The 20,720-nt window shown below is 45.3% G+C and carries 17 protein-coding genes; 9 read left to right on the top strand and 8 right to left on the bottom strand.

Translation table 11 applies throughout. The features are described from left to right. Window positions 1-50 precede the first annotated feature (50 nt). The gene (locus VEZ01S_RS06040) at window positions 51-479 is read right to left on the bottom strand and encodes an N-acetyltransferase (RefSeq protein ID WP_021713132.1); all 429 of its coding nucleotides are present in this window, start codon (window positions 477-479) and stop codon (window positions 51-53) included. A gap of 134 nt (window positions 480-613) precedes the next feature. Then, window positions 614-2,374 carry an ABC transporter ATP-binding protein/permease gene (locus tag VEZ01S_RS06035; RefSeq protein ID WP_040890316.1) on the bottom strand — a complete coding sequence of 587 codons (1,761 nt, stop codon included), beginning with the start codon at window positions 2,372-2,374 and terminating at the stop codon, window positions 614-616. A gap of 178 nt (window positions 2,375-2,552) precedes the next feature. Between VEZ01S_RS06035 and VEZ01S_RS06030 the strand changes: the two genes are divergently transcribed. Further along, a complete protein-coding gene (locus VEZ01S_RS06030) occupies window positions 2,553-3,086 on the top strand; it encodes a cytochrome b (RefSeq protein ID WP_040890317.1) in 534 nt (177 codons plus the stop codon). A gap of 53 nt (window positions 3,087-3,139) precedes the next feature. Here VEZ01S_RS06030 and VEZ01S_RS06025 read toward each other — a convergent pair whose 3' ends face one another. Genes VEZ01S_RS06025 through dsrO form a run of 3 tightly spaced genes read right to left on the bottom strand, consistent with a single transcriptional unit; the run spans window position 3,140 to window position 8,114 of the window. Continuing rightward, the gene (locus VEZ01S_RS06025) at window positions 3,140-6,232 is read right to left on the bottom strand and encodes a tetrathionate reductase subunit A (protein ID WP_021713129.1); all 3,093 of its coding nucleotides are present in this window, start codon (window positions 6,230-6,232) and stop codon (window positions 3,140-3,142) included. Window positions 6,233-6,249: 17 nt separating this feature from the next. Beyond that, window positions 6,250-7,350: an NrfD/PsrC family molybdoenzyme membrane anchor subunit gene (gene nrfD, locus VEZ01S_RS06020; RefSeq protein ID WP_021713128.1), complete on the bottom strand. Its 1,101-nt coding sequence runs from the start codon at window positions 7,348-7,350 to the stop codon at window positions 6,250-6,252. Beyond that, on the bottom strand, window positions 7,347-8,114 hold the full coding sequence (dsrO, locus tag VEZ01S_RS06015; protein WP_021713127.1) for a sulfate reduction electron transfer complex DsrMKJOP subunit DsrO: 768 nt from the start codon (window positions 8,112-8,114) through the stop codon (window positions 7,347-7,349). The genes nrfD and dsrO overlap by 4 nt, the downstream gene beginning before the upstream one ends. 197 nt (window positions 8,115-8,311) lie before the next feature. Here dsrO and VEZ01S_RS06010 point away from each other — a divergent pair, with 197 nt between their 5' ends. Beyond that, on the top strand, window positions 8,312-10,147 hold the full coding sequence (locus tag VEZ01S_RS06010) for a sensor histidine kinase (protein ID WP_040890313.1): 1,836 nt from the start codon (window positions 8,312-8,314) through the stop codon (window positions 10,145-10,147). Next, window positions 10,140-10,742 carry a response regulator transcription factor gene (locus tag VEZ01S_RS06005; RefSeq protein WP_021713125.1) on the top strand — a complete coding sequence of 201 codons (603 nt, stop codon included), beginning with the start codon at window positions 10,140-10,142 and terminating at the stop codon, window positions 10,740-10,742. Before VEZ01S_RS06010 ends, VEZ01S_RS06005 begins: the two co-directional genes overlap by 8 nt. A gap of 64 nt (window positions 10,743-10,806) precedes the next feature. Here the strand turns inward: VEZ01S_RS06005 and rluB are convergent, their stop codons facing one another. The 3 genes from rluB to rnm all read right to left on the bottom strand — a co-directional run bounded on the left by rluB (window position 10,807) and on the right by rnm (window position 13,518). Then, window positions 10,807-11,697, bottom strand: a complete 891-nt coding sequence (gene rluB / locus VEZ01S_RS06000) for a 23S rRNA pseudouridine(2605) synthase RluB (protein WP_021713124.1) — start codon at window positions 11,695-11,697, stop codon at window positions 10,807-10,809. Between the two features lie 169 nt (window positions 11,698-11,866). Then, complete coding sequence (locus tag VEZ01S_RS05995) at window positions 11,867-12,487, bottom strand: L-threonylcarbamoyladenylate synthase (protein WP_021713123.1); 621 nt, start codon at window positions 12,485-12,487, stop codon at window positions 11,867-11,869. A 167-nt stretch (window positions 12,488-12,654) separates the two neighbouring features. After that, window positions 12,655-13,518 (bottom strand): RNase RNM, encoded by an 864-nt coding sequence (gene rnm / locus VEZ01S_RS05990; protein WP_021713122.1) that lies wholly within the window; start codon window positions 13,516-13,518, stop codon window positions 12,655-12,657. A 365-nt stretch (window positions 13,519-13,883) separates the two neighbouring features. On the opposite strand from rnm, the gene VEZ01S_RS05985 reads away from it, so the two are divergent. Genes VEZ01S_RS05985 through trpA form a run of 6 tightly spaced genes read left to right on the top strand, consistent with a single transcriptional unit; the run spans window position 13,884 to window position 20,547 of the window. Further along, complete coding sequence (locus tag VEZ01S_RS05985; protein WP_040890310.1) at window positions 13,884-15,494, top strand: anthranilate synthase component 1; 1,611 nt, start codon at window positions 13,884-13,886, stop codon at window positions 15,492-15,494. Then, window positions 15,487-16,089 (top strand): aminodeoxychorismate/anthranilate synthase component II, encoded by a 603-nt coding sequence (locus tag VEZ01S_RS05980; RefSeq protein ID WP_021713120.1) that lies wholly within the window; start codon window positions 15,487-15,489, stop codon window positions 16,087-16,089. Before VEZ01S_RS05985 ends, VEZ01S_RS05980 begins: the two co-directional genes overlap by 8 nt. 12 nt (window positions 16,090-16,101) lie before the next feature. Next, on the top strand, window positions 16,102-17,100 hold the full coding sequence (trpD, locus tag VEZ01S_RS05975) for an anthranilate phosphoribosyltransferase (RefSeq protein WP_021713119.1): 999 nt from the start codon (window positions 16,102-16,104) through the stop codon (window positions 17,098-17,100). Window positions 17,101-17,102: 2 nt separating this feature from the next. Beyond that, window positions 17,103-18,494 carry a bifunctional indole-3-glycerol-phosphate synthase TrpC/phosphoribosylanthranilate isomerase TrpF gene (gene trpCF, locus VEZ01S_RS05970; protein WP_021713118.1) on the top strand — a complete coding sequence of 464 codons (1,392 nt, stop codon included), beginning with the start codon at window positions 17,103-17,105 and terminating at the stop codon, window positions 18,492-18,494. Window positions 18,495-18,550: 56 nt separating this feature from the next. Next, window positions 18,551-19,741 carry a tryptophan synthase subunit beta gene (trpB, locus tag VEZ01S_RS05965; RefSeq protein WP_021713117.1) on the top strand — a complete coding sequence of 397 codons (1,191 nt, stop codon included), beginning with the start codon at window positions 18,551-18,553 and terminating at the stop codon, window positions 19,739-19,741. Beyond that, window positions 19,741-20,547, top strand: coding sequence for a tryptophan synthase subunit alpha (gene trpA, locus VEZ01S_RS05960; RefSeq protein WP_021713116.1), 807 nt, complete (start codon window positions 19,741-19,743; stop codon window positions 20,545-20,547). Before trpB ends, trpA begins: the two co-directional genes overlap by 1 nt. The last annotated feature ends 173 nt before the right edge of the window (window positions 20,548-20,720 follow it).

Genomic DNA, 20,720 nt, shown 5'->3' with positions numbered 1-20,720 from the left:
TACCGCTAAAATTAAGGGGAAGCGCGGATAGAAAATCGCTAAACCTTAATTTATTTGCAGCTCATACTCATCGCATATTCTGCGCAACCGGTATGCTCACAACGGTGTTCATTGTCGAGCGAGAAACCTTGCGAAAGATAGAATCGGTAAGCCGTTTGATTCTCTTTATAGACGTTCAGCGTCAGATCGGTACATTGCCCTTTCGCATGAGCAATTAATTGCTTGCCCATTCCCTGCCCCTGATTGGCAGGTGAAACAAAAATGGCAGCCAATAGGTTTTGATGGAGCGAATAGAAACCCGTCACTTCCCCGTTCTTTTCAAAGATATATGTTTTTGATGCAGGAATGTAAATATCTCGCATGTTAGAAACTTGAGATTGCCAAAATTCTGCGCCGACAAAATCATGGGCTTGTATTGAAGCGGTAAGCCAAATATCGAGAACGGATTCAATATCTTTTGCTTGATACTCTCTGATCATGTTTGATCCAACGATAATAAATGGTTAAGTATGAATACTATTATGCGGCTGTTAGCGGCAAAATAATTGAATATTTACGACAATGACCATTACGTTGCCCATCATTTCACTGTGTGCTTCTTCGATTAAAGAACTCACACTCCCTTCTGTTTAAACTGTAATTCAACCAAGCGCTGATACAACTCGCAACGGCTCAGTAAACCATGATGATCGCCCACATCGACTAATTGGCCTTTATCTAATACGGCGATTTGATCAGCGTGCTGAATCGTTGATAAACGGTGAGCAATGATAATAGTCGTGCGGTGTTTCATTAGCGCTTCAAGAGCTTGTTGTACGTGATATTCACTTTCACTGTCTAAGGCGCTGGTCGCTTCATCCAGAAGCAAAATCATGGGATCTTTTAAAATAGCGCGAGCGATAGCAATCCGTTGTCTTTGCCCACCCGACAGACGTACCCCTTTTTCGCCTAGATGACTTTGATAGCCCTGCGGTAGATTACTAATAAATTCATGCGCATGGGCTTGTTTGGCCGCTGCTATGACTTCTTCGTCACTAGCGTCTGGATTACCATAACGAATATTGTGCATCACATCGTGACTAAATAGTGCGGGTTGCTGCGGGACAAGTGCCATTTTATTACGCAGCTCTTTAGGGTCAAACTGGCGAATATCTTGCCCGCCCAATGTGACTCTCCCCTGGGAAGGGTCGTAAAAACGAAGTAACAGTTCAAATAGCGTTGTTTTACCTGCGCCAGAAGGACCAACCAGAGCCAGCACTTTTCCCTCTTTCGCCGTTAAATTGAGCCTATCGATCGTGGGAATGTCAGGACGCGACGGATAATAAAATGACAGCTGATGAAAACACACCTCAGCGCTCAGTTCAGTGGTGGACTGGGAGGTATTTGGCGCTACGATTTCACTTTTGACATGTAAAATTTCCAGTAAACGCTCTGTCGCTCCGGCGGCTCTTTGCAATTCACCAAACACCTCTGAAATAGTGGCCGTAGACGACGCAACCATAATGGCATAAAACACAAATGCCCCCAGCTCACCGGGAATAATCTCACCGCGTATGACATCGCTTCCCCCTACCCACAACATGCCTGAGATAGCGCCAAACACGATGACAATCACACCAGAAATTAAAATAGCGCGCTGTTTCACTCGCTGGCGTCCTATTTCATAGGCTCGCTCAACTTCAATAGAAAAAGAATGGGATTCTTGTGCTTCACGGTTAAAGCTCTGCACTGTTTTTATGTGTTCAATCGCCTCGCCTGCGTAGCTGCCGACATCCGCCATAGAATCTTGGCTTTGTCGTGATAACGCCCGTACTTTACGTCCATACACCAAAATTGGCACTAAAATAAAGGGCACAGAGGTTAAGACGATCAAGGTTAATTTCACGTTAGTAGCAAACAACATCACGATAGCACCAAGACACATTAATGCGCTGCGCATCGCCATAGAGAATGACGAGCCAATAATACTTTGCAATAACGTGGTATCGGTTGTGATGCGCGACATAATATCGCCGCTGCCATGTGTTTCAAAATGACTGGGATGCAAAGTAATGACATGATTAAACACGGCTAATCGAATATCGGCACTGACTCGCTCCCCCACCGATGACACTAAATAGAAACGAAAGAATGTCCCCACCGCAATGCAGATCGTCACCGCTAAAATAAAGCCAATAGCGTCATTAAGATCATGGAGAGATCGCTGTGAAAAGCCTTGGTCAATCAGTAAACGTACTCCTTGTCCAACCGATAGCGTAAGACCTGCTGTCATCAATAATGCGGCTAACGCAGCCCACACTTTCCATCGATAAGGACGCACAAACTGCATTATTTCAAGCAGTACTCTCAAGCTTGTTCTTGGCTTTTTATCCATAATACCTATCACATATGCCTGTATTTTATTTTCAATTAAGTTTTTAATATCAATTATTTAGCGTTACATCAAATATTTACGATACTTTACACTCAATGACATGCCAGTTTAATCTACTTTATGGATAATAGCGCCACTTACTTATCTAACGCGGTATTAAACAATGTCTTCAGAAGCGATGTCCTCAGAACCAAAAAAACTGTCTCATATCACCATACTTATGCATTGGCTCACAGGCCTTGCTTTTATGGGGGTATTTATTGTGGGCTTAATTTTAGCTGAAATGGAAAGAGGCCCAGATAAATCTATGCTAATGGGCTACCACAAATCCATCGGCGCACTGATTCTAATCGTCGCTGCGTTGCGAATCGTATGGCGTTTAAAAGAAGGCAAACTGCCAAGTTTAGGTAACAGCCCGCAATGGCAAGAAAAGATCGCTCATGCCGTACATGGGATTTTAATGCTAGCGACCATCGCAATGCCTATTTCAGGTATCGTAATGAGTGCTGCTGGCGGACGTGCCGTTGATATTTTTGGTTGGGAAATTATCAGTAAAGGCGAAAAAATTGAGTGGCTACAACAAATTGGTAGCACCATACACCATAGCGCCGTCAATATTATTATTGCCGTATTTGTACTGCATGTCGTTGGGGCAATTAAACATCACGTGATCGACAAAGATAGAACCATTACACGTATGTTGGGTAAATAAAGAAATAGCAAAGCAAACAGTGCGGAGCCAAACGTGGCTCCGCACTTAAGCACTTACACTTTGCGGATTTTCGCAGGAAGCGACTGTCTTGCCGCTCCTCCTACAACCCAATCTAGCATGACACCTTTGCCTTTACGGGTAGGATCAATTAAACCAATATCGTTTATATTAACACCATCACGACCATCAATTTTTACCGGTTGTTGTTTATCACCAATCCAGTGTGAACGTTGTCCAAGCTCAGTATGACCAAACCCATGTTCCAACCCTAATGTGCCTTCAGTGATCCCAGACAGTATCATTGCATAGGCTTTAGTACTGCCTCCCGGAGTTTCGATAACAAACTCATCCCCTGTTTCAATACCCGCTAGCTGTGCATCGTTGGGGTGGATATAAACTGGGTTCACGCCTTTAATCGAATTCAGACGTGGTGATAGGTTCGATACCGCGCTATGAACGTTAGATTTAAAGTTAGTTAAACTAAATGGCCACTGCGTTTTAGGGTACATCTCATCTAATGGAGTACCATCGGCTAGTTTTTGTGGATGCCAGGTAGGACAACCGCTGTAAAGCTCCCCCGTCATAGTGTTTCTAGACTGACCAACACGTTCGTTCCAGATAGCAACCGGACGAGTCCACTTGTGATTCATTTGATCATCTTTATATGCGTTAGTGGCGTTTTCAAATCGTCCACCGCGAGCAAAAATGAAGGCCACACGTTTGAGTTCATCGACTGTTAAGGTCTCTTGCATCTTAGGTAATAGACGCTCAACACCCGACCAAGCAATATCTTCGGCGGTAACCTCTGGCACTCCGCCTTTAGTGTATGCAAGGTTTGCAGCAGAACGAAGGTAGTAATCTTCAGCAGAGTGAATACCATGCCATCCGCCCTGAGCATCTTGGATTGCTTTGTCACCAAAACCACCGAGATCCATTTCTTTCGCCACATCAATCAAGAAGTTTTCCAAACAGATACTACGACCGTCTGCCGTTTTTTCTGTACGCGCTTCCACTACAGGCCAACGTGCCGTCACGGTTTTCACAGGAACGTCATGCCAAGGGAATGCCATCCCCCAGCTTTCGTAAGTCACTGTATCAGGAACGATGTAATCCGATAATGCGGTTGTTTCGTTGATAAATGCATCTATCGACACAATTAAACCTAACTGCTTGGGATCTTTTAGATTGTCTTCAAGCAATCCTTTAAGGCCAGGAACTCCGTAAAGCGGGTTTGCAATATGGTTGATCCACGCTTTTAGGCGATACGGATAACCATCAATTGCCGCGGATAAGTGCTCTGTCAGCAACGGAGCTGAAAACGGATACCAAGGAGCACGCGTTGGGTATGGTGACTCACCCGCGGCGACACGGCGTTTGTATTCGCTACTTTTCTCATACGGGAACTTGCTACGCGATAAGAACACACCTTTAGGTTTCACTTTGCCTTCAAACTTAGTGAAGTCATAGCGAGGCCCAGCCGCAGACGTAGGATAACCGCCTGGCTTAGCCATCGCGCCACCCTTCATGTTGATGTTACCCACTAATGCGTTAAGCATGATGATAGTGAAAGAATTATAGAATCCATTGGTGTGCATGTTGCCACCATGCGTATCAACAACGGCTTTGGTGCCATGACTCGTAAAACGTTTTGCAAGCTCGGTGATCTTCTCAACTGGAATATCACACTGTGCGCTGTAGAAATCCAAGTCGTGTTTAAAGGCTTCTTCTTTTAGGCGTTGTAAAGATGACTTAACACGCACCATACCGGATGCGGTTTCAACGTCACGATTAACAAACAGCTCTGCTTCACCCGCTTGATGGTAATTGCCAAGCTCGGCACTGGCTGCATCAACAATCACGTATGGGTCAGTCTCTGATAGCGCGGCACCTTCAAAAGGCATACCCACATCAGAAGCGCGTAGGAAACCACCGTTACGAGCATGATTTTCGTCACTAATGACAAGGTGCGTTGCATTACACCAGTGCGCCGTACCAGCTTTGTTCATGGCATTCATGCCCGGTTGGGCAAGAAACGTTTTGTTATAACGTTGGTGTTCAATGATCCACTGAATCATACCCAATACTAATGCCGAATCTGTACCCGGCTTGATGGGCAACCAACGGTTTCTATCCCCAGCAGCTAAGCTTGAAGAGCCTGCTGGTAGGCTTGGCGTGACGATAGTGTAATCTAAGTTACCTTCCGTGCGAGCTCTGGCAAGCTGACGTGCTTGACGCTTAAACGGGTTACCCGCTTGTGCTGGAGACATACCAATAAAGATGATGAACTCAGCGTTATCGAAATCAGGTTTTAAGTGAGCATACTTATCAAGGTCATTCATAAACGCACCGCTACCGGCACGGAACGAGTAACCACAATAAGAACCGTGGTGACCGAAGTTACGAGTACCAAAGCTATTAAATGCAAAGCGTTTGAAGATGTCATCACGACCTTCATTGCCGGCATTGGTCATTAATAATTGGTTCGATTTTGGACCATATTCCGGATTTAACGGATCAAGCGGCGTGGTAATATCTCGAATATCTTTTAGACCTTCAACATGTCCTTCACCGAACAAGTCACCGCCTTGTACGACTTCTTTGATCAATTGTTCGTAGCTGATAGGTTCCCACTTTCCTTCACCACGTTTACCCGCTCTTTTTAAAGGCTGAGTAACACGGTACGGGCTATTACGGATCTCCGTCATACCGTTGCCCCTAGCACAAGCGGTAGAGCGTCCCTCTAGCCCCGCTTCACCAGTTAAACCTAACATTGCATCTTTTACCGGAGTGTTAAATGGAATGTGTTCTATATGAGACAGAGGGTGATAAGGATTACCTGAGATACGCAGGATCTCTTCCGTTCGGTTATCAATACGTACGCGAACACCACACTGTGTCCAACAACCAAAACACATTGATGGCGCAACGCGTTGATGAGGATTAGGGACAAGTTGTCCGTTCTCTTTTACTTTAAATTCTGTTTCAAGAGAATTACCGTGATGAATATCACGAGTCTTCTTACCCGAAGTCCCATCTAAAACACCATCCACCATGTGTTTGCCAGTTGCGCTATATCCGGCAGCAAAAGCACCAACGCCTCCCACTGCAAGACCAGATTTTAAAAACTTACGTCGTTTATTATCCATAGTAGAAATCTCTTAAATCAGTGTTTCGTAACAGGGGAAAATGAAGATGTGTTGCGATTGGGTCCGATAAGTTCAGAACTCAATAACGCCAAAGCAATCCAAAGTCCAAACATACCAACGATGCCCAGCAACCCATTGCTATCAGTAGGTAAATGATATGGATATGGACCTACATCAAACTTAGCAATGGTTTGAACTTCCATTATGGTGTTCCAACGGATAACCCAAGCGGTAATTAACGTAGTGGCCGATAGCAAACCTATCCCAATAAGGTTCTTTTTACCGTCGCGTAATACAAAGCGAGGTATGACGGCACACGCCACTAGCAGAGATGCCATCACTACAATATGCCTGAGCCAAATAGGGTCACTGTAGAGATCAAAGCTCGCATTGTTGGATGCCCAAACAGGCACTAACAATAAGGCCAGTAGCGCCGAAATCGAAATTGCCTGTCTAAGCAAACGAGTATCGACAGTACTCAAGCCTTGAGATTTATTCGGCATCAACAGCCAAATAAACAATGCGAAACCCACCGCACCAAGAAATGCGGTTACAAACCAAATCAACGGTGATTCGGGTTGATTCCATAATGAACGAGACTGCACGACCGCAATTTCTGCCCCCGTATACAAAGCAATACTCAACCCTGACAAAACAGTCGCGATACTTACACTCAACATCATTTTATGGCTTGTCACCCAGCGCCCTAAAGACAATTTCGCGAGCAACGCATTCACTTTACCCGGCTGCTGTTCAAGATTCATAAGGTCTTGACGCAGATATAACCAAGCCGTCAATACAGACAACCCAGAAAACAAGGGTAAGAAAAGCGATCCTAAAGACATCCAAGACCACGGAGTCAAGTTGGTATAAAAATGCCAAGCCCTACCCGGTTGATGCAAATCTGCGGTTAATGCTAACGGCCCCACAATCGCGCTAATGGCTAAAGTCAGAACCAAAGCAGAGCGCACGCGATGGCTTGTTTTAGCGTCAAAAAGGAGTGCCAATAAAAACAAGATGGCGGCTGCGTATGCAGAGCCAATGTAGAAAAAATATTGTACAGCCCATGGTAACCAAGTAATGGCCTGTGGCTGAACTAACACTTCGGTAATACTCATGATTTATCTCCTTGCGGATCATATATGGCAGCTTGACCTTCGATATTTTGGGTAAAACGTTCATTCATACCGATATAAAAGACATGAGGTTGAGTGTTTTCATTAGGTTTCAGAACCTTAATATCTTGCTTGTGCTCAAGCAAAAGACGATGGATAGTGCTAGTGGGATCGTTAATATCACCAATCACACGCGCTCCCCCCACACATGTTTCGACACAAGCAGGTAATAAACCGTCTTCAAGACGATGGGCGCAAAAAGTACACTTATCCGCGGTTAAGGTTTCATCATTGATAAAGCGAGCGTCGTATGGGCATGTTTGAACACAATAGCCGCACGCTACGCAGCGACTGTTGTCTACCATCACTATGCCATCCTCACGTTGAAACGTCGCTTGCACGGGACATACCGCAACGCACGGTGGATTTTCACAATGGTTGCACAAGCGAGGTAACATGAACGACTTCACTTCTTGGGTCTGTATTGAGCCATCATCAAGTGCCACCTCATACTGTTTCACCGTGGTGCGAAACTGACCGATAGGTGCTTGGTTTTCGATACTGCAACCCACGGTGCATGCCTGACAGCCGACACACTTGCGCAGGTCTACTAGCATAGCAAAACGCTTACCGACTAGACCTTTACGATCGGGTTCATTGTTGTTTCTGATCACTGTTGCTGCGGTTGCTGTGCCTACCCCAAGAACGGGAATTAATGCCGCACCTGCTGTAACAGACCGAAGAAAACGGCGTTTAGTGGAATCCATAACTCACCTACTACAATTGATTAGAGCCTGGCGCCATTATTAATGATTGCCAGTCTCCCTCGATATTGTGGATTTCCACATATCGCGAATAGGTTTGATCTAAAACAAATATAGATAGTACTAAGTTACTGTTATTCTTATGCCAATCGTCATAATTAACGGGTCATTCAGTGCACATAACTAAGCCCTACATCAATATGAACAAAGCACGAAATACGTTCTGGCTGTGGCTGATTTTAATAAGCCTTATACCTAATGCCGTACACGCAAATTCTTCTACAACGTTCATTGATAACAACGAAAAGTCAGCCGTTGATATAGGCGTACTCGCGATTCGTGGTCAACTGCATGCTCAGCATCGCTGGCAACCAACCATAGATTGGTTAAATACCCAGATCCCAGAGGTGCACTTTGTCTTGCATGCACTGAGTTTGACGCAGATGACACAGGCAGTAGAGAGTCAAAATATGGATTTTATTTTGACCAATCCCGGCCAAGCATTGCGCTTAGGTCGACAATATCCTCTATCTTGGATGGCCACGCTAACGAACCTCTCCTCTGAAGGCTACGGCATTGGATCGGCGCTCGTGGTTCGTTCTAATTCCACATATACTCAGTTGCAGGATCTTGTAGGCTTGCCTATCGCCGCCGTCTCTGAACAAGCCTTCGGTGGCTACTTGACCATGAGATATCAAGTCATTCAAAAAGGCATCAACCCCAATGACTTCTTTGCCAATGTGCAGTTTTTAGGTTTCCCCATTGATGCTAATTTATATCAGTTGCGAGATCATAATGTAGAAGCAGCCGTTGTCCCTGCTTGTCTTTTGGAGCAGATGACCAATGAAGGTTTGCTTGAAAATGGAGGGTTTAGAGTCATCAGCCCTATTGCATCGTTACACAGCCATTGCGCGGTATCGACCACCTTGTATCCCAATTGGTCGTTTGCCAAAACTCAAAGGGGCTCTCCACTACTGGCTAAAAAGATCAGCCGTGCCTTACTGGCGATCAATGCAGACAATCCGGCAGCAATAGCGGCAAAAACATCGGGATGGACATCGCCTGTCAGTTTGCTTTCAATCGATAAACTCTACCAAGCGATGGATTTGCATCCATTACAGCAGCCACTGTGGAAGGAAAGCCTACGTTGGTTACGTTTTAACCAAGAGTGGGCGTGGGGACTGTTTGTTTTTGTTATCCTGATCAATATCTATCACTTTTGGTTAGAGTATCGATTCAGTAAGAGTAAACAAGAGTTAGAAAATACGTTATTACGCTTGAAAGAAAAGAGTGAAATGCTAGAGCACGCTCAAAGAATCACCATTGTTAGAGAGTTAGGCACTAGCCTTGCTCATGAGATAAATCAGCCTCTGGCGGCCATACGCAACTATAGCGAAGGTGGCCTTCTTCGTTTAGCAAAGAAGCGTCCTTATGAAGATATTGTTCCCGTTCTGCATCATATACAAGATCAAGTCGAACGTGCTGACGCTATTATTCGTCGTCTTCGAACACTGATCAAAAAAAGAACCGTCACTATTGTACCGTACTCGATAGAAGAGATTATTCACGATACCCTAGAATTACTTCGTTTTCGTTTACAGAACACCAATACGACGGTGGTACAAAGTAGCGCAGGTCAACCTCGTAAAATCGATGTTGATATTGTTGGGTTACAGCAAGTTTTGGTCAATATTATCAACAATGCGATCGATGCCTGCGTCACTTATGGTGAACAAGAGCAGGCAGAATTTTCAGGAAAAATCACAATACACACCCATTACCAAACGAAAAGTCTAGTAATTCATATCATAGATAACGGAACGGGATTAACACAAGAAAACCTGATACGTACATTCGAAAGTACTAAACAAGAAGGTCTCGGATTAGGGTTAGCCATTTGTCGTGATGTGATGGAATTACACGGCGGTGAATTCACCCTGCAATCCATGTCATCTCACGGTTGCTTAGCAAAATTAATTCTTCCCTATCAAACCGCTAGGCGCACATTACAGACAACAAAGGAAAACAATGACTAACTACACCCAACTGCCCGTATATGTTGTCGATGATGATGCATCGGTGCGTGACTCACTGTCATTTTTATTGGAAGAATATAACTTTACTGTCAGCACTTTTGAGGACGGACATAAATTCCTTGATAGCATCGACATTCAGCAACCCGGTTGCGTCATTCTTGACAGTCGAATGCCAAAACTGCGCGGCCAACAAGTCCATCAAATTCTCACTGAAAACCACAGTCCGTTAGCGGTGATCTTCCTTACTGGGCATGGCGATGTACCTATGGCGGTTGATGCATTACAAAGTGGAGCGATAGATTTTTTTCAAAAACCAGTAAAAGCAAAGCCATTAGCGCAAGCGATAAACAAAGGCCAACAACTGTCCCTTGAAAAAATAAACGCATCTATCGCTAAAACCGCTTATCACTCTCTTACACTAAGAGAGAAAGAGATCTTGCACTGCATCATAGAAGGAAAACGGAATATACAAATTGCGGATGAGTTGTGTATTGCAGTGCGAACAGTTGAAGTACATAGGGCGAGCCTACTCAAGAAGTTCTCGGCAAAAACAGTCGCAGAATTAGCTTATCGATATGGAAGTTTAGCGGGTTAAACAATGCAGGAGCCAATCTTGAAATTGATATACACACTTCAAGACTGGCCCCCGCACTTAAAAACTACTTGCGCGCTTTCTTTGGCTTACGTTTAGCAGGCCCAGTTGTCGTAATACGCTCTTCGTGGCGACGAACGGCACGACGGATCTTTTGTGAACGAGAGCGTTCACGGTTACGAGAAGTGTTGCGCTCGTCGATGACCGTGGTTTTTTCTGGTGCTAGTTCAACCAACTCACGTAGATAGTTCACCTGTTTCAGGTTCATTTCCATCCATCCCCCGCGAGGCAGTTTCTTCTCAAGGAAGATATCACCGTAGCGAACACGTTTTAGACGGCTTACTGTTGTATCTTGTGATTCCCACAAGCGACGAACTTCACGGTTACGACCTTCGTTGATCACAACGTAGAACGTGTGGTTCATGCCTTCGCCACCCGCGTAAACGATGTCTTCGAAACGAGCCATACCATCTTCAAGTTGAACGCCTTTTGCAAGGTTCTTTACTTTTTGCTCGTTCACTTCACCAAACACACGTACTAAGTATTCACGTTCTACTTGACGGCTTGGGTGCATTAAGCGGTTAGCAAGTTCACCATCGGTAGTGAACAGCAGTAGACCTGAGGTGTTGGCATCCAAACGACCGACTGAGATCCAACGTGCACCGTTGATCTTAGGTAGACGGTCAAATACAGTACGACGACCTTCTGGATCGTGACGAGTACATAATTCACCTTCTGGCTTGTAATAAGCAAGAACGCGACATACGACTTCTTCAGGAGCTTTGATTGAAACCTGATGACCATCAATGCGGACAACCGCTGTGTCATCTTCTAAGCGTACGCCTAACGTTGCCACTTGACCGTTAACGCTCACACGACCTGATTTAATTAAACTTTCAAGTTCGCGGCGAGATCCATGGCCAGCGCGTGCTAAAATTTTCTGTAGTTTTTCGCTCATTTAGTTACCTTAGTGTCGTCTTCTCAGACGTCGGATGAAGTAGTCGTCCGCAAAATTGCGGTCGCGCATTATCGCAAAAACCGACTGAAAAATCATCCAGTATTTAGTCCATTTTACTATTACTTCACGTTTATTCGTGACTTACGTTTAACGGTAAAACACCGCGATACTATTCAAATGGCGTTGTATCCCCTGCCCCTCGGCGAAGAATAACAGGATCATCGTCACTAAAATCAATAACGGTTGTCGGTTGTTCACCTAAATAACCACCATTGATAATTAAATCTACAACGTTTTCTAACTTATCGCGGATCTCTTCAGGATCAGACTCAGTCACTTCATTGCCTGGAAGAATCAAGGTGGTCGACATCATTGGCTCACCTAGCGCTTCTAGCAATGCCAGCGCAATATTATTGTCTGGGACACGAATTCCTATGGTTTTACGCTTTGAGTTCATCAAACGACGAGGGACGTCTTTCGTTCCTTTAAAAATAAAGGTATACGCGCCCGGAGTGTTGTTCTTTAGTAAACGAAACGCCACGTTATCGACACGTGCATATACAGATAATTCAGAAAGATCGCGGCACAATAACGTGAAATTATGCTTATCACAGATTTTACGAATGCGACATACCCGCTCTAACGCTGACTTGTTTTCAAGCTGACAGCCCAGCGCATACCCAGAATCTGTGGGATACACCACCACACCACCATTGCGAATAATGCTGGCGGCTTGAGTAATTAAGCGGTTTTGTGGGTTGTCGGGATGTATATAAAAATATTGACTCATTGTATCTCCTTATGAGCAAACCTCTATGAAGGTGACACTTGATATCAATCCAAATAAGTAATGGCTCATACCCTACTGGTGAGCATCGCCTATACACTCCATGTATCAAACAATGCCTATCGTGCAAATCGCTCTGCGTGATGATATCTGCCCAGCTGTTTGAACATTTACTTATCCGGATTAGTAGCAGTGTCCGAAAATTGTGGCCACTGTTCCCATACGGGCGTTACGCCCCCAGGGAGCCACAAATTCTTCCCAAGTTCCATCCACGGTGAAGGATAATGAAAATCAGAACCTAAGGAAGCGAGTAAACCGTATTGTATCGCATAATCCGCTAAGTTGCGTCGCTCTTGTTGACTTTGTTGTGGTAAAGAAATTTCCATGGCATCGCCGTTGGCTTCCACAAATGCCGCTAGCAGTCTTTTTAGCCATTTTGCCGTTAAGTCGTAGCGCCCAGGATGGGCTAATACTGCCACTCCGCCGGCGCTATGAATGACCTCTACCGCTTCGGACATAGAACACCATATCGGGGGCACATAACCGGGTTTATCACGAGTTAAAAATCGTTTAAACACCTGCTGCATATTCTTTGCATGCCCATTATCCACCAGCCATTTCGCAAAGTGTGCACGTGTGACCGGAGCGCCGTTAGCCAGCGCCTTCACCTCTGGTAACGGGTCAACTTTTAAATGCTTAGATAAGCGATACGCGATAAGTTCAGAACGCTCAATGCGTCGCGCCTGCTGCGCTTTAATAAGTGCTTGCAACTGCGGGTGGTGAATATCGAGGTTTAATCCAACAATATGGATGTCTTTATTTGACCAAAGTGTAGAGATCTCGATCCCCGTAATCAGTTGAATATCAAGCTGTTCACGTTGAATATAATCTAAAGCAGGTTCAATACCATCAACAGTATCGTGGTCGGTAATAGCAAGTACCCCAACCCTATGCTCAATAGCACGATCAATCAGATCTTGAGGAGTAAAACGACCATCGGAGGCAATGGTATGAGAATGTAGATCAAATATCATAAAAGGCTTGACTTTCCTTCGCTGTACTAGTTAACTAGTACACCTAGATTATTTAAAGGTGTTTAGCAAATCGCTATGAATACAGTCATGATACAACAGCCTCAGCCAATCTGTACCGAAATCGGTAGAGTTTGTGCATGCGCAGTATCTGGACAGTGGCGTTGGTGGTTCTCTCTTAGAGCGAGCTAAATATTGAGTGTATCTAAACAAACTCGAAAGCTCGCATTAGTCTGCGGGCTTTTTTTATGTCTTTTTGAACAATCTAAATCATTGCAACCACATTCAGTATTGTGTTGATTGCGCAAATTTCGAGCGAGTTTTACATAATCATTTTTGGGTGAAACAACAGAATATGAGAGTATGTGATGCAAAGAACTAAAAGCTTACAAGGAGGTCTTGTGAACAAGACCATTAATCTGACCACACAAGGCCAGTTAGAAGTATTGCAACGCGATGTCTTCTACACCCAAGATCCAACGGAATTATTCCATCACCTGTGTAAGGATAAAGCCGATACCCTACTTCTTGAATCAGCTGAAGTCGAATCAAAAGAAGACCTAAAAAGTCTGCTATTGGTCGATGCTGCCATGCGCATTGAATGTCGCGGGCACCAAGTTGTACTCACGGCGAACTCAGACAATGGTCAAGCTTTACTTGCTCGCCTGATTTCTAATCTCAATTCTGATTTCATCTCTGAAAGTACTGACCGTAAACTGGTGGTGAACTTTAGTGCTCCTGACGACAACCTAGATGAAGACAGCCGCCTTCGTCAGCCTTCATCGTTTGATATGCTGCGCGTAATCAAGCAAAGCTACAACTGCGCTGAACACGACCCTATGGCGCTGTTCATCGGTGGATTATTCGCCTATGACTTAGTGGCAAACTTTGAGCCCCTTGGTCAAGCTGAAGTCAACAGTCAGTGTCCAGACTATGTTTTCTATGTTGCAGAAACCTTGATTGTCATCGATCACCAGCAGCAACAAGCGCATTTATTTGGTAGCTTGTTTGACGCAACCGAAGAGACACGCACAGCTTTAGATAACCGACTGCAAACCATTGAAACCGAGATGACGCAGGTTCAACCTGCCCCAAGCGCAGTAAAACTAGAAAACTGTGATGTGACGGTCAGTGTCAGCGACGAAGATTTCTGCCAAACGGTGCGCGATCTTAAAGAATTTGTGATTCGCGGTGATGTGTTCCAAGTGGTCCCATCTCGCTACTTTTCTCTGCCATGCCCATCGTCATTGGCCGCTTATAAGCATTTGAAGAAAAGTAACCCAAGCCCTTACATGTTCTACATGCAAGATGAGCTGTTTACTCTGTTTGGCGCCTCACCAGAAAGTGCGCTTAAATACGAAACTCAAACCAATCAAGTGGAAATCTACCCTATCGCAGGTACCCGCCGTCGCGGCAAAAATGCCGATGGTAGCATTAACTTCGACCTTGATAGCCGCATCGAATTAGAACTGCGTTTAGATCGTAAAGAAAACGCCGAACACATGATGCTGGTGGATTTAGCGCGTAACGACGTTGCTCGAATCTCTCAAGCAGGCACTCGTCACGTTGCCGACTTACTGAAAGTGGATCGCTACAGTCACGTAATGCACTTGGTTTCTCGCGTAGTGGGTCAACTGCGTGAAGACTTAGATTCACTGCATGCCTACCAAGCCTCGATGAATATGGGCACCTTAACGGGCGCACCAAAAATTCGCGCGATGCAATTAATCCGTGACGTTGAACAGCAACGCCGCGGCACTTACGGCGGCGCAGTCGGTTATATGACCGGACACGGCGATTTGGATACTTGTATTGTGATTCGCTCAGCGTATGTCGAAAACGGCATTGCCAAAGTTCAAGCCGGCGCTGGTGTGGTATTTGACTCCGACCCACAAGCAGAAGCCGACGAAACACGCGGTAAAGCGCAAGCGGTAATCAGTGCAATTCAAGCGGCACATACTGAGGTGAAGCATGGCTAATATTTTATTTATTGATAACTTCGATTCTTTCACCTACAACCTAGTTGATCAGTTTCGTACCCTAGGACACGAAGTGACCGTTTATCGTAACCAAATCGATATTGATGTCCTAGAAAGCACATTAAACCAGTTACCAAACCCTGTGATTGTTCTATCACCAGGGCCGGGCGCGCCAAGTGAAGCTGGCAATATGCCAAGTATTATTCAACGCTTTAAAGGCAAAGTGCCGATGATTGGCATTTGTTTAGGTCATCAAGCGATTGTTGAAGCGTACGGCGGCACGGTGGCAGGCGCAGGAGAAATCATCCACGGTAAAGTGTCGATGATGGAGCACAATAACCACGCTACCTACCAAGGCTTACCTTCACCATTTGCCATTGCGCGTTACCACTCTCTAGTGGCAACCAAAGTCACTGACGAGCTAACTATCACCGCTCAAGTCGATGATTTGGTTATGTCAGTGGTGCACGAACAAGACAAAGTTTGCGGTTTTCAGTTCCACCCTGAGTCAATCATGACGACTTACGGTGCCACACTGTTAGCCAATTCAATTGAGTGGGCTTTGCAGTCTAACGACACTGCACAGCAACAGTAACAAGGAAGAACGATGCACACTATTTTAGAACAGCTTTATCGCCAAGAGTCATTGAGCGAAGCACAAAGCCAAACCTTGTTTGATCAAATCATTAAAGGTGAAGTTGAACCTATCGTTTTAAGTTCAGCGCTGACCGCATTAAAAATCAAAGGTGAAACGCCAGAAGAAATCGCTGGCGCGGCAAAAGCGCTACTTGCCAATGCACAGCCCTTCCCTCGTCCTGACTACGACTTTGCTGACATCGTTGGTACAGGTGGCGATGGTTCAAACACCTTTAATATTTCTACCACTGCCGCATTTGTTGCAGCAGCGGTTGGACTAAAAGTGGCTAAACACGGTAACCGCGGCGTTTCTAGCAAATCTGGCTCTTCTGATCTGTTGGATTCTTTTGGCATTAACCTTGCGATGAGCGCTCAAGATACCGCTAAAGCCGTTGATGAAATTGGCGTGGCCTTCTTATTTGCGCCGCAATATCACCAAGGTGTGCGCCATGCGATGCCAGTGCGTCAGGCGTTAAAGACCCGCACTATTTTCAACATTCTTGGCCCACTGATTAACCCAGCTCGTCCAAATATCGAACTGATGGGCGTGTATGATGAAAGCCTTGTCGCTCCTATCGCGCAAACCATGCAAAAAATGAACATGAAACGCGCCGCTGTCGTTCACGGTAGTGGCCTTGATGAAGTGGCTATTCACGGCAAAACTGTGGTTGCCGAAATCAAAGATGGCAAGATTGAACACTACACCTTAACCGCTGAAGATTTTGGTCTGAATTCGCACCCACTTGAAGCTCTAAAAGGCGGCACTCCAGAAGAAAACCGCACGATTGTGACCAACCTACTCTCAGGTAAAGGCACAGAAGCTCAAGAATCTGCGGTCGCGGCTAACGTTGCACTGCTGATGAAACTGTTTGGTCACGAAGATCTAAAAGCCAATGCCCAACAAGCGATTGCTGCCATGCGCAGTGGTAAGGCGTATCAACTTGTAGAACAACTGGCGGCTAGAGGTTAATCATGTCAGAACATATTTCCCAACATAATAAAGATATGGCTCAAGTGCTGGCAAAAATTGTTGCCGACAAAGATATCTGGGTAGAAGAGCGCGAGAAATCGCAACCTTTGGAAACCTTTAAAGAGTCGCTACAGCCCTCTGATCGTAGCTTTTACGATGCACTATCAGGTGACAACACTGCGTTTATTCTGGAATGCAAAAAAGCATCACCGTCGAAAGGCTTGATTCGTGACGTATTCGACCTTGATTACATTGCCTCTGTGTATAAAAACCATGCCAGTGCCATTTCGGTCTTAACGGACGAAAAATACTTCCAAGGTAGCTTTGATTTTTTACCGCAAGTGAAGAAACAAACCACCCAGCCTATTTTGTGTAAAGACTTCATGATTTCGCCGTATCAGGTGTATCTAGCCCGTCATTACCAAGCTGATGCTATTTTGCTGATGCTGTCTGTGCTAAACGATGAAGAATATCAAGCACTGGCAAAGATTGCCCACGCACTGAATATGGGCGTACTTACAGAAGTCAGCAACGAAGACGAACTGCAACGCGCTATCAAACTGCAAGCAAAAGTAGTCGGCATCAATAACCGTAACCTTCGCGACCTCACTATTGACCTTAACCGCACTAAAGCGCTTGCGCCGAAACTGCCAAAAGGTACTACCGTGATTTCTGAATCGGGTATTTACAACCACCAGCAAGTTCGAGATTTATGCCAATACGCGAACGGTTTTCTTATCGGCAGCTCACTGATGTCCGAAGACAACCTAGAGCTTGCGGTACGTAAAGTACTGCTTGGTGAAAACAAGGTTTGCGGTCTTACCCATGCTGACGATGCGCTAAAAGCTTATAATGCGGGTGCAATTTATGGTGGTCTTATCTTTGCGGAAAAATCAAAGCGTAAAGTAGACCAAGAAACAGCGCGCTTAACCATGAGCGGAGCACCCCTTCGCTATGTCGGTGTATTCCAAAATCAAAGCGCGGACCATATCAACCAAATCGCACAATCTCTTTCACTGCACGCTGTGCAATTGCACGGTGATGAAGATGAAGACTTTATTACTAAACTGCGCCAACAACTGCCAAGTGATACTGAAATCTGGAAAGCCTACGGCGTATTAGATGAAGTACCTGCATTTATTGGCAATGTTGACCGTCACCTTTTAGATTCTAAAACACAGACTCAAAGTGGTGGCACAGGGCAAACTTTCGATTGGTCTAAGATTAACGATCAGAATGTCATGCTGGCAGGCGGTTTAAATGCTGACAATATTGCGCAAGCATCTAAACTGGGCTGCCTAGGGCTTGACCTAAACTCTGGTGTAGAAACCGAACCTGGTAAAAAATCTCGTGAAAAGCTAACACAAGCTTTTGCTGCGATCAGACACTATTGATTCACATTCCTTCCCTAGTGTAGGGAAGGAATGCCAAAAAATTTAAGGAAAAAATCATGGCAAAACTTGATGCCTACTTTGGAGAGTTCGGTGGACAATACGTTCCGCAAATCCTCGTTCCAGCACTTGACCAACTAGAACAAGCTTTTATCGACGCGCAGGCTGATCCTGAATTTCGCGCCGAATTCATGCACTTACTACAAGAGTATGCAGGTCGCCCTACCGCACTTACGTTAACTCGTAACCTGACTAAAGGCACCAAAACTAAGTTATACCTAAAACGTGAAGATCTTCTGCACGGCGGCGCGCACAAAACCAACCAAGTGTTAGGTCAAGCATTACTAGCAAAACGCATGGGTAAAACGGAAATTATCGCCGAAACTGGTGCGGGTCAACACGGCGTAGCATCCGCTCTTGCGTGTGCTCTACTGGGTCTAAAATGTCGCATTTACATGGGCGCAAAAGACGTGGAACGTCAAAGCCCGAACGTATTTCGCATGCGTCTAATGGGTGCTGAAGTAATTCCAGTTCATTCAGGTTCAGCAACGCTAAAAGATGCCTGTAACGAAGCACTACGTGACTGGTCTGCAAGCTATGAAGACGCGCACTACCTACTTGGTACTGCCGCAGGCCCTCACCCATTCCCGACCATTGTTCGTGAATTCCAACACATGATTGGTGAAGAAACCAAACATCAAATCCTAGCGCGCGAAGGTCGACTGCCCGATGCGGTTATCGCTTGTGTCGGTGGCGGTTCAAATGCCATTGGTATGTTTGCTGACTTCATCGAAGAAGAAGAGGTTCAACTCATTGGTGTTGAACCCGCAGGTAAAGGCTTAGACACAGACATGCACGGCGCGCCGCTTAAACACGGTAAGCTGGGTATTTTCTTTGGTATGAAATCACCATTGATGCAAGACAGTGACGGGCAAATTGAAGAGTCTTACTCTATTTCAGCCGGTCTTGATTTCCCATCTGTAGGCCCACAACACGCACACCTTAACGCCATTGGCCGCGCATACTACGGCGCTGCGACCGATGATGAAGCATTAGAAGCATTCCAAATTCTTGCGCGCAAAGAAGGCATCATCCCTGCCCTTGAATCTGCCCATGCTCTAGCTTACGCCTTAAAAATGGCGCACGATGAGCCAGAAAAAGAGCAACTGTTAGTCGTCAACCTTTCAGGCCGTGGCGATAAAGACATTTTCACTGTATACGATATTTTGAAAGAAAGAGGAGACGTATAATGGACCGTTACGCTGCGCTGTTTGAGCGTTTACAAGCTAAAAAACAAGGTGCATTTGTCCCTTTTGTCACTATTGGCGATCCACAACCTGAACTGTCTCTTCGCATCATGCAAACTTTGGCAAACTCAGGCGCTGATGCTCTTGAACTCGGTATTCCGTTTTCAGATCCACTCGCCGATGGCCCAACCATTCAAGGCGCTAACATCCGCGCTTTGGATTCAAAAACAACGCCAAGCATTTGCTTTGATCTGATTGCAAAAATTCGCGCTGAACACCCAGATTTACCGATTGGTTTACTGGTTTACGCAAACCTTGTGTTTGCTAACGGCATCGACCATTTCTATCAAGCCTGTGCCGAAGCCGGTGTCGACTCTGTGTTAATTGCGGATGTGCCAACCGGTGAAAGCGCAGAATTTAACGCCGCAGCGAAAAAAGCAGGTGTACACGCTATTTTCATTGCACCACCAACAGCCAATGATGAAACTCTTAAACAAGTTTCAGAATTAGGCGGCGGTTACACTTACCTACTTTCTCGCGCCGGCGTAACGGGCGCAGAAACAAAAGCTAACATGCCCGTCGATCACATGCTTGAGCGCCTAGCACAATTTGATGCGCCGCCAGCCCTACTTGGCTTTGGTATTTCTGCACCAGAACAAGTCGCTTCTGCTGTTCAAGCGGGTGCTGCGGGTGCAATCTCAGGTTCTGCGGTTGTGAAGATTATTGAAAACAACCTTGATGACTCTGACAAAATGCTCAGCGAGCTGGGCAGTTTTGTAACGAATATGAAGGCTGCAACTCAGTTATAACGGAACTCGAGTTTCTATTTATCAAAAAGCCACTTTGTTAAGTGGCTTTTTTGTTGGTGTTATTTGCTTTCACGCGATGCGTAGCGAATAAAATAAGTAAAGCCCTATGTTTGAGGAGTACGATTTAGGCAAAAAGAGTACTTATAGACAATGAATCAGCAAAGTTTCAAACA

This window comes from Vibrio ezurae NBRC 102218 (assembly GCF_000467185.1).
Taxonomy (GTDB): Bacteria; Pseudomonadota; Gammaproteobacteria; order Enterobacterales; family Vibrionaceae; genus Vibrio; species Vibrio ezurae.
This window is presented reverse-complemented; position numbering and strand designations above follow the sequence as displayed.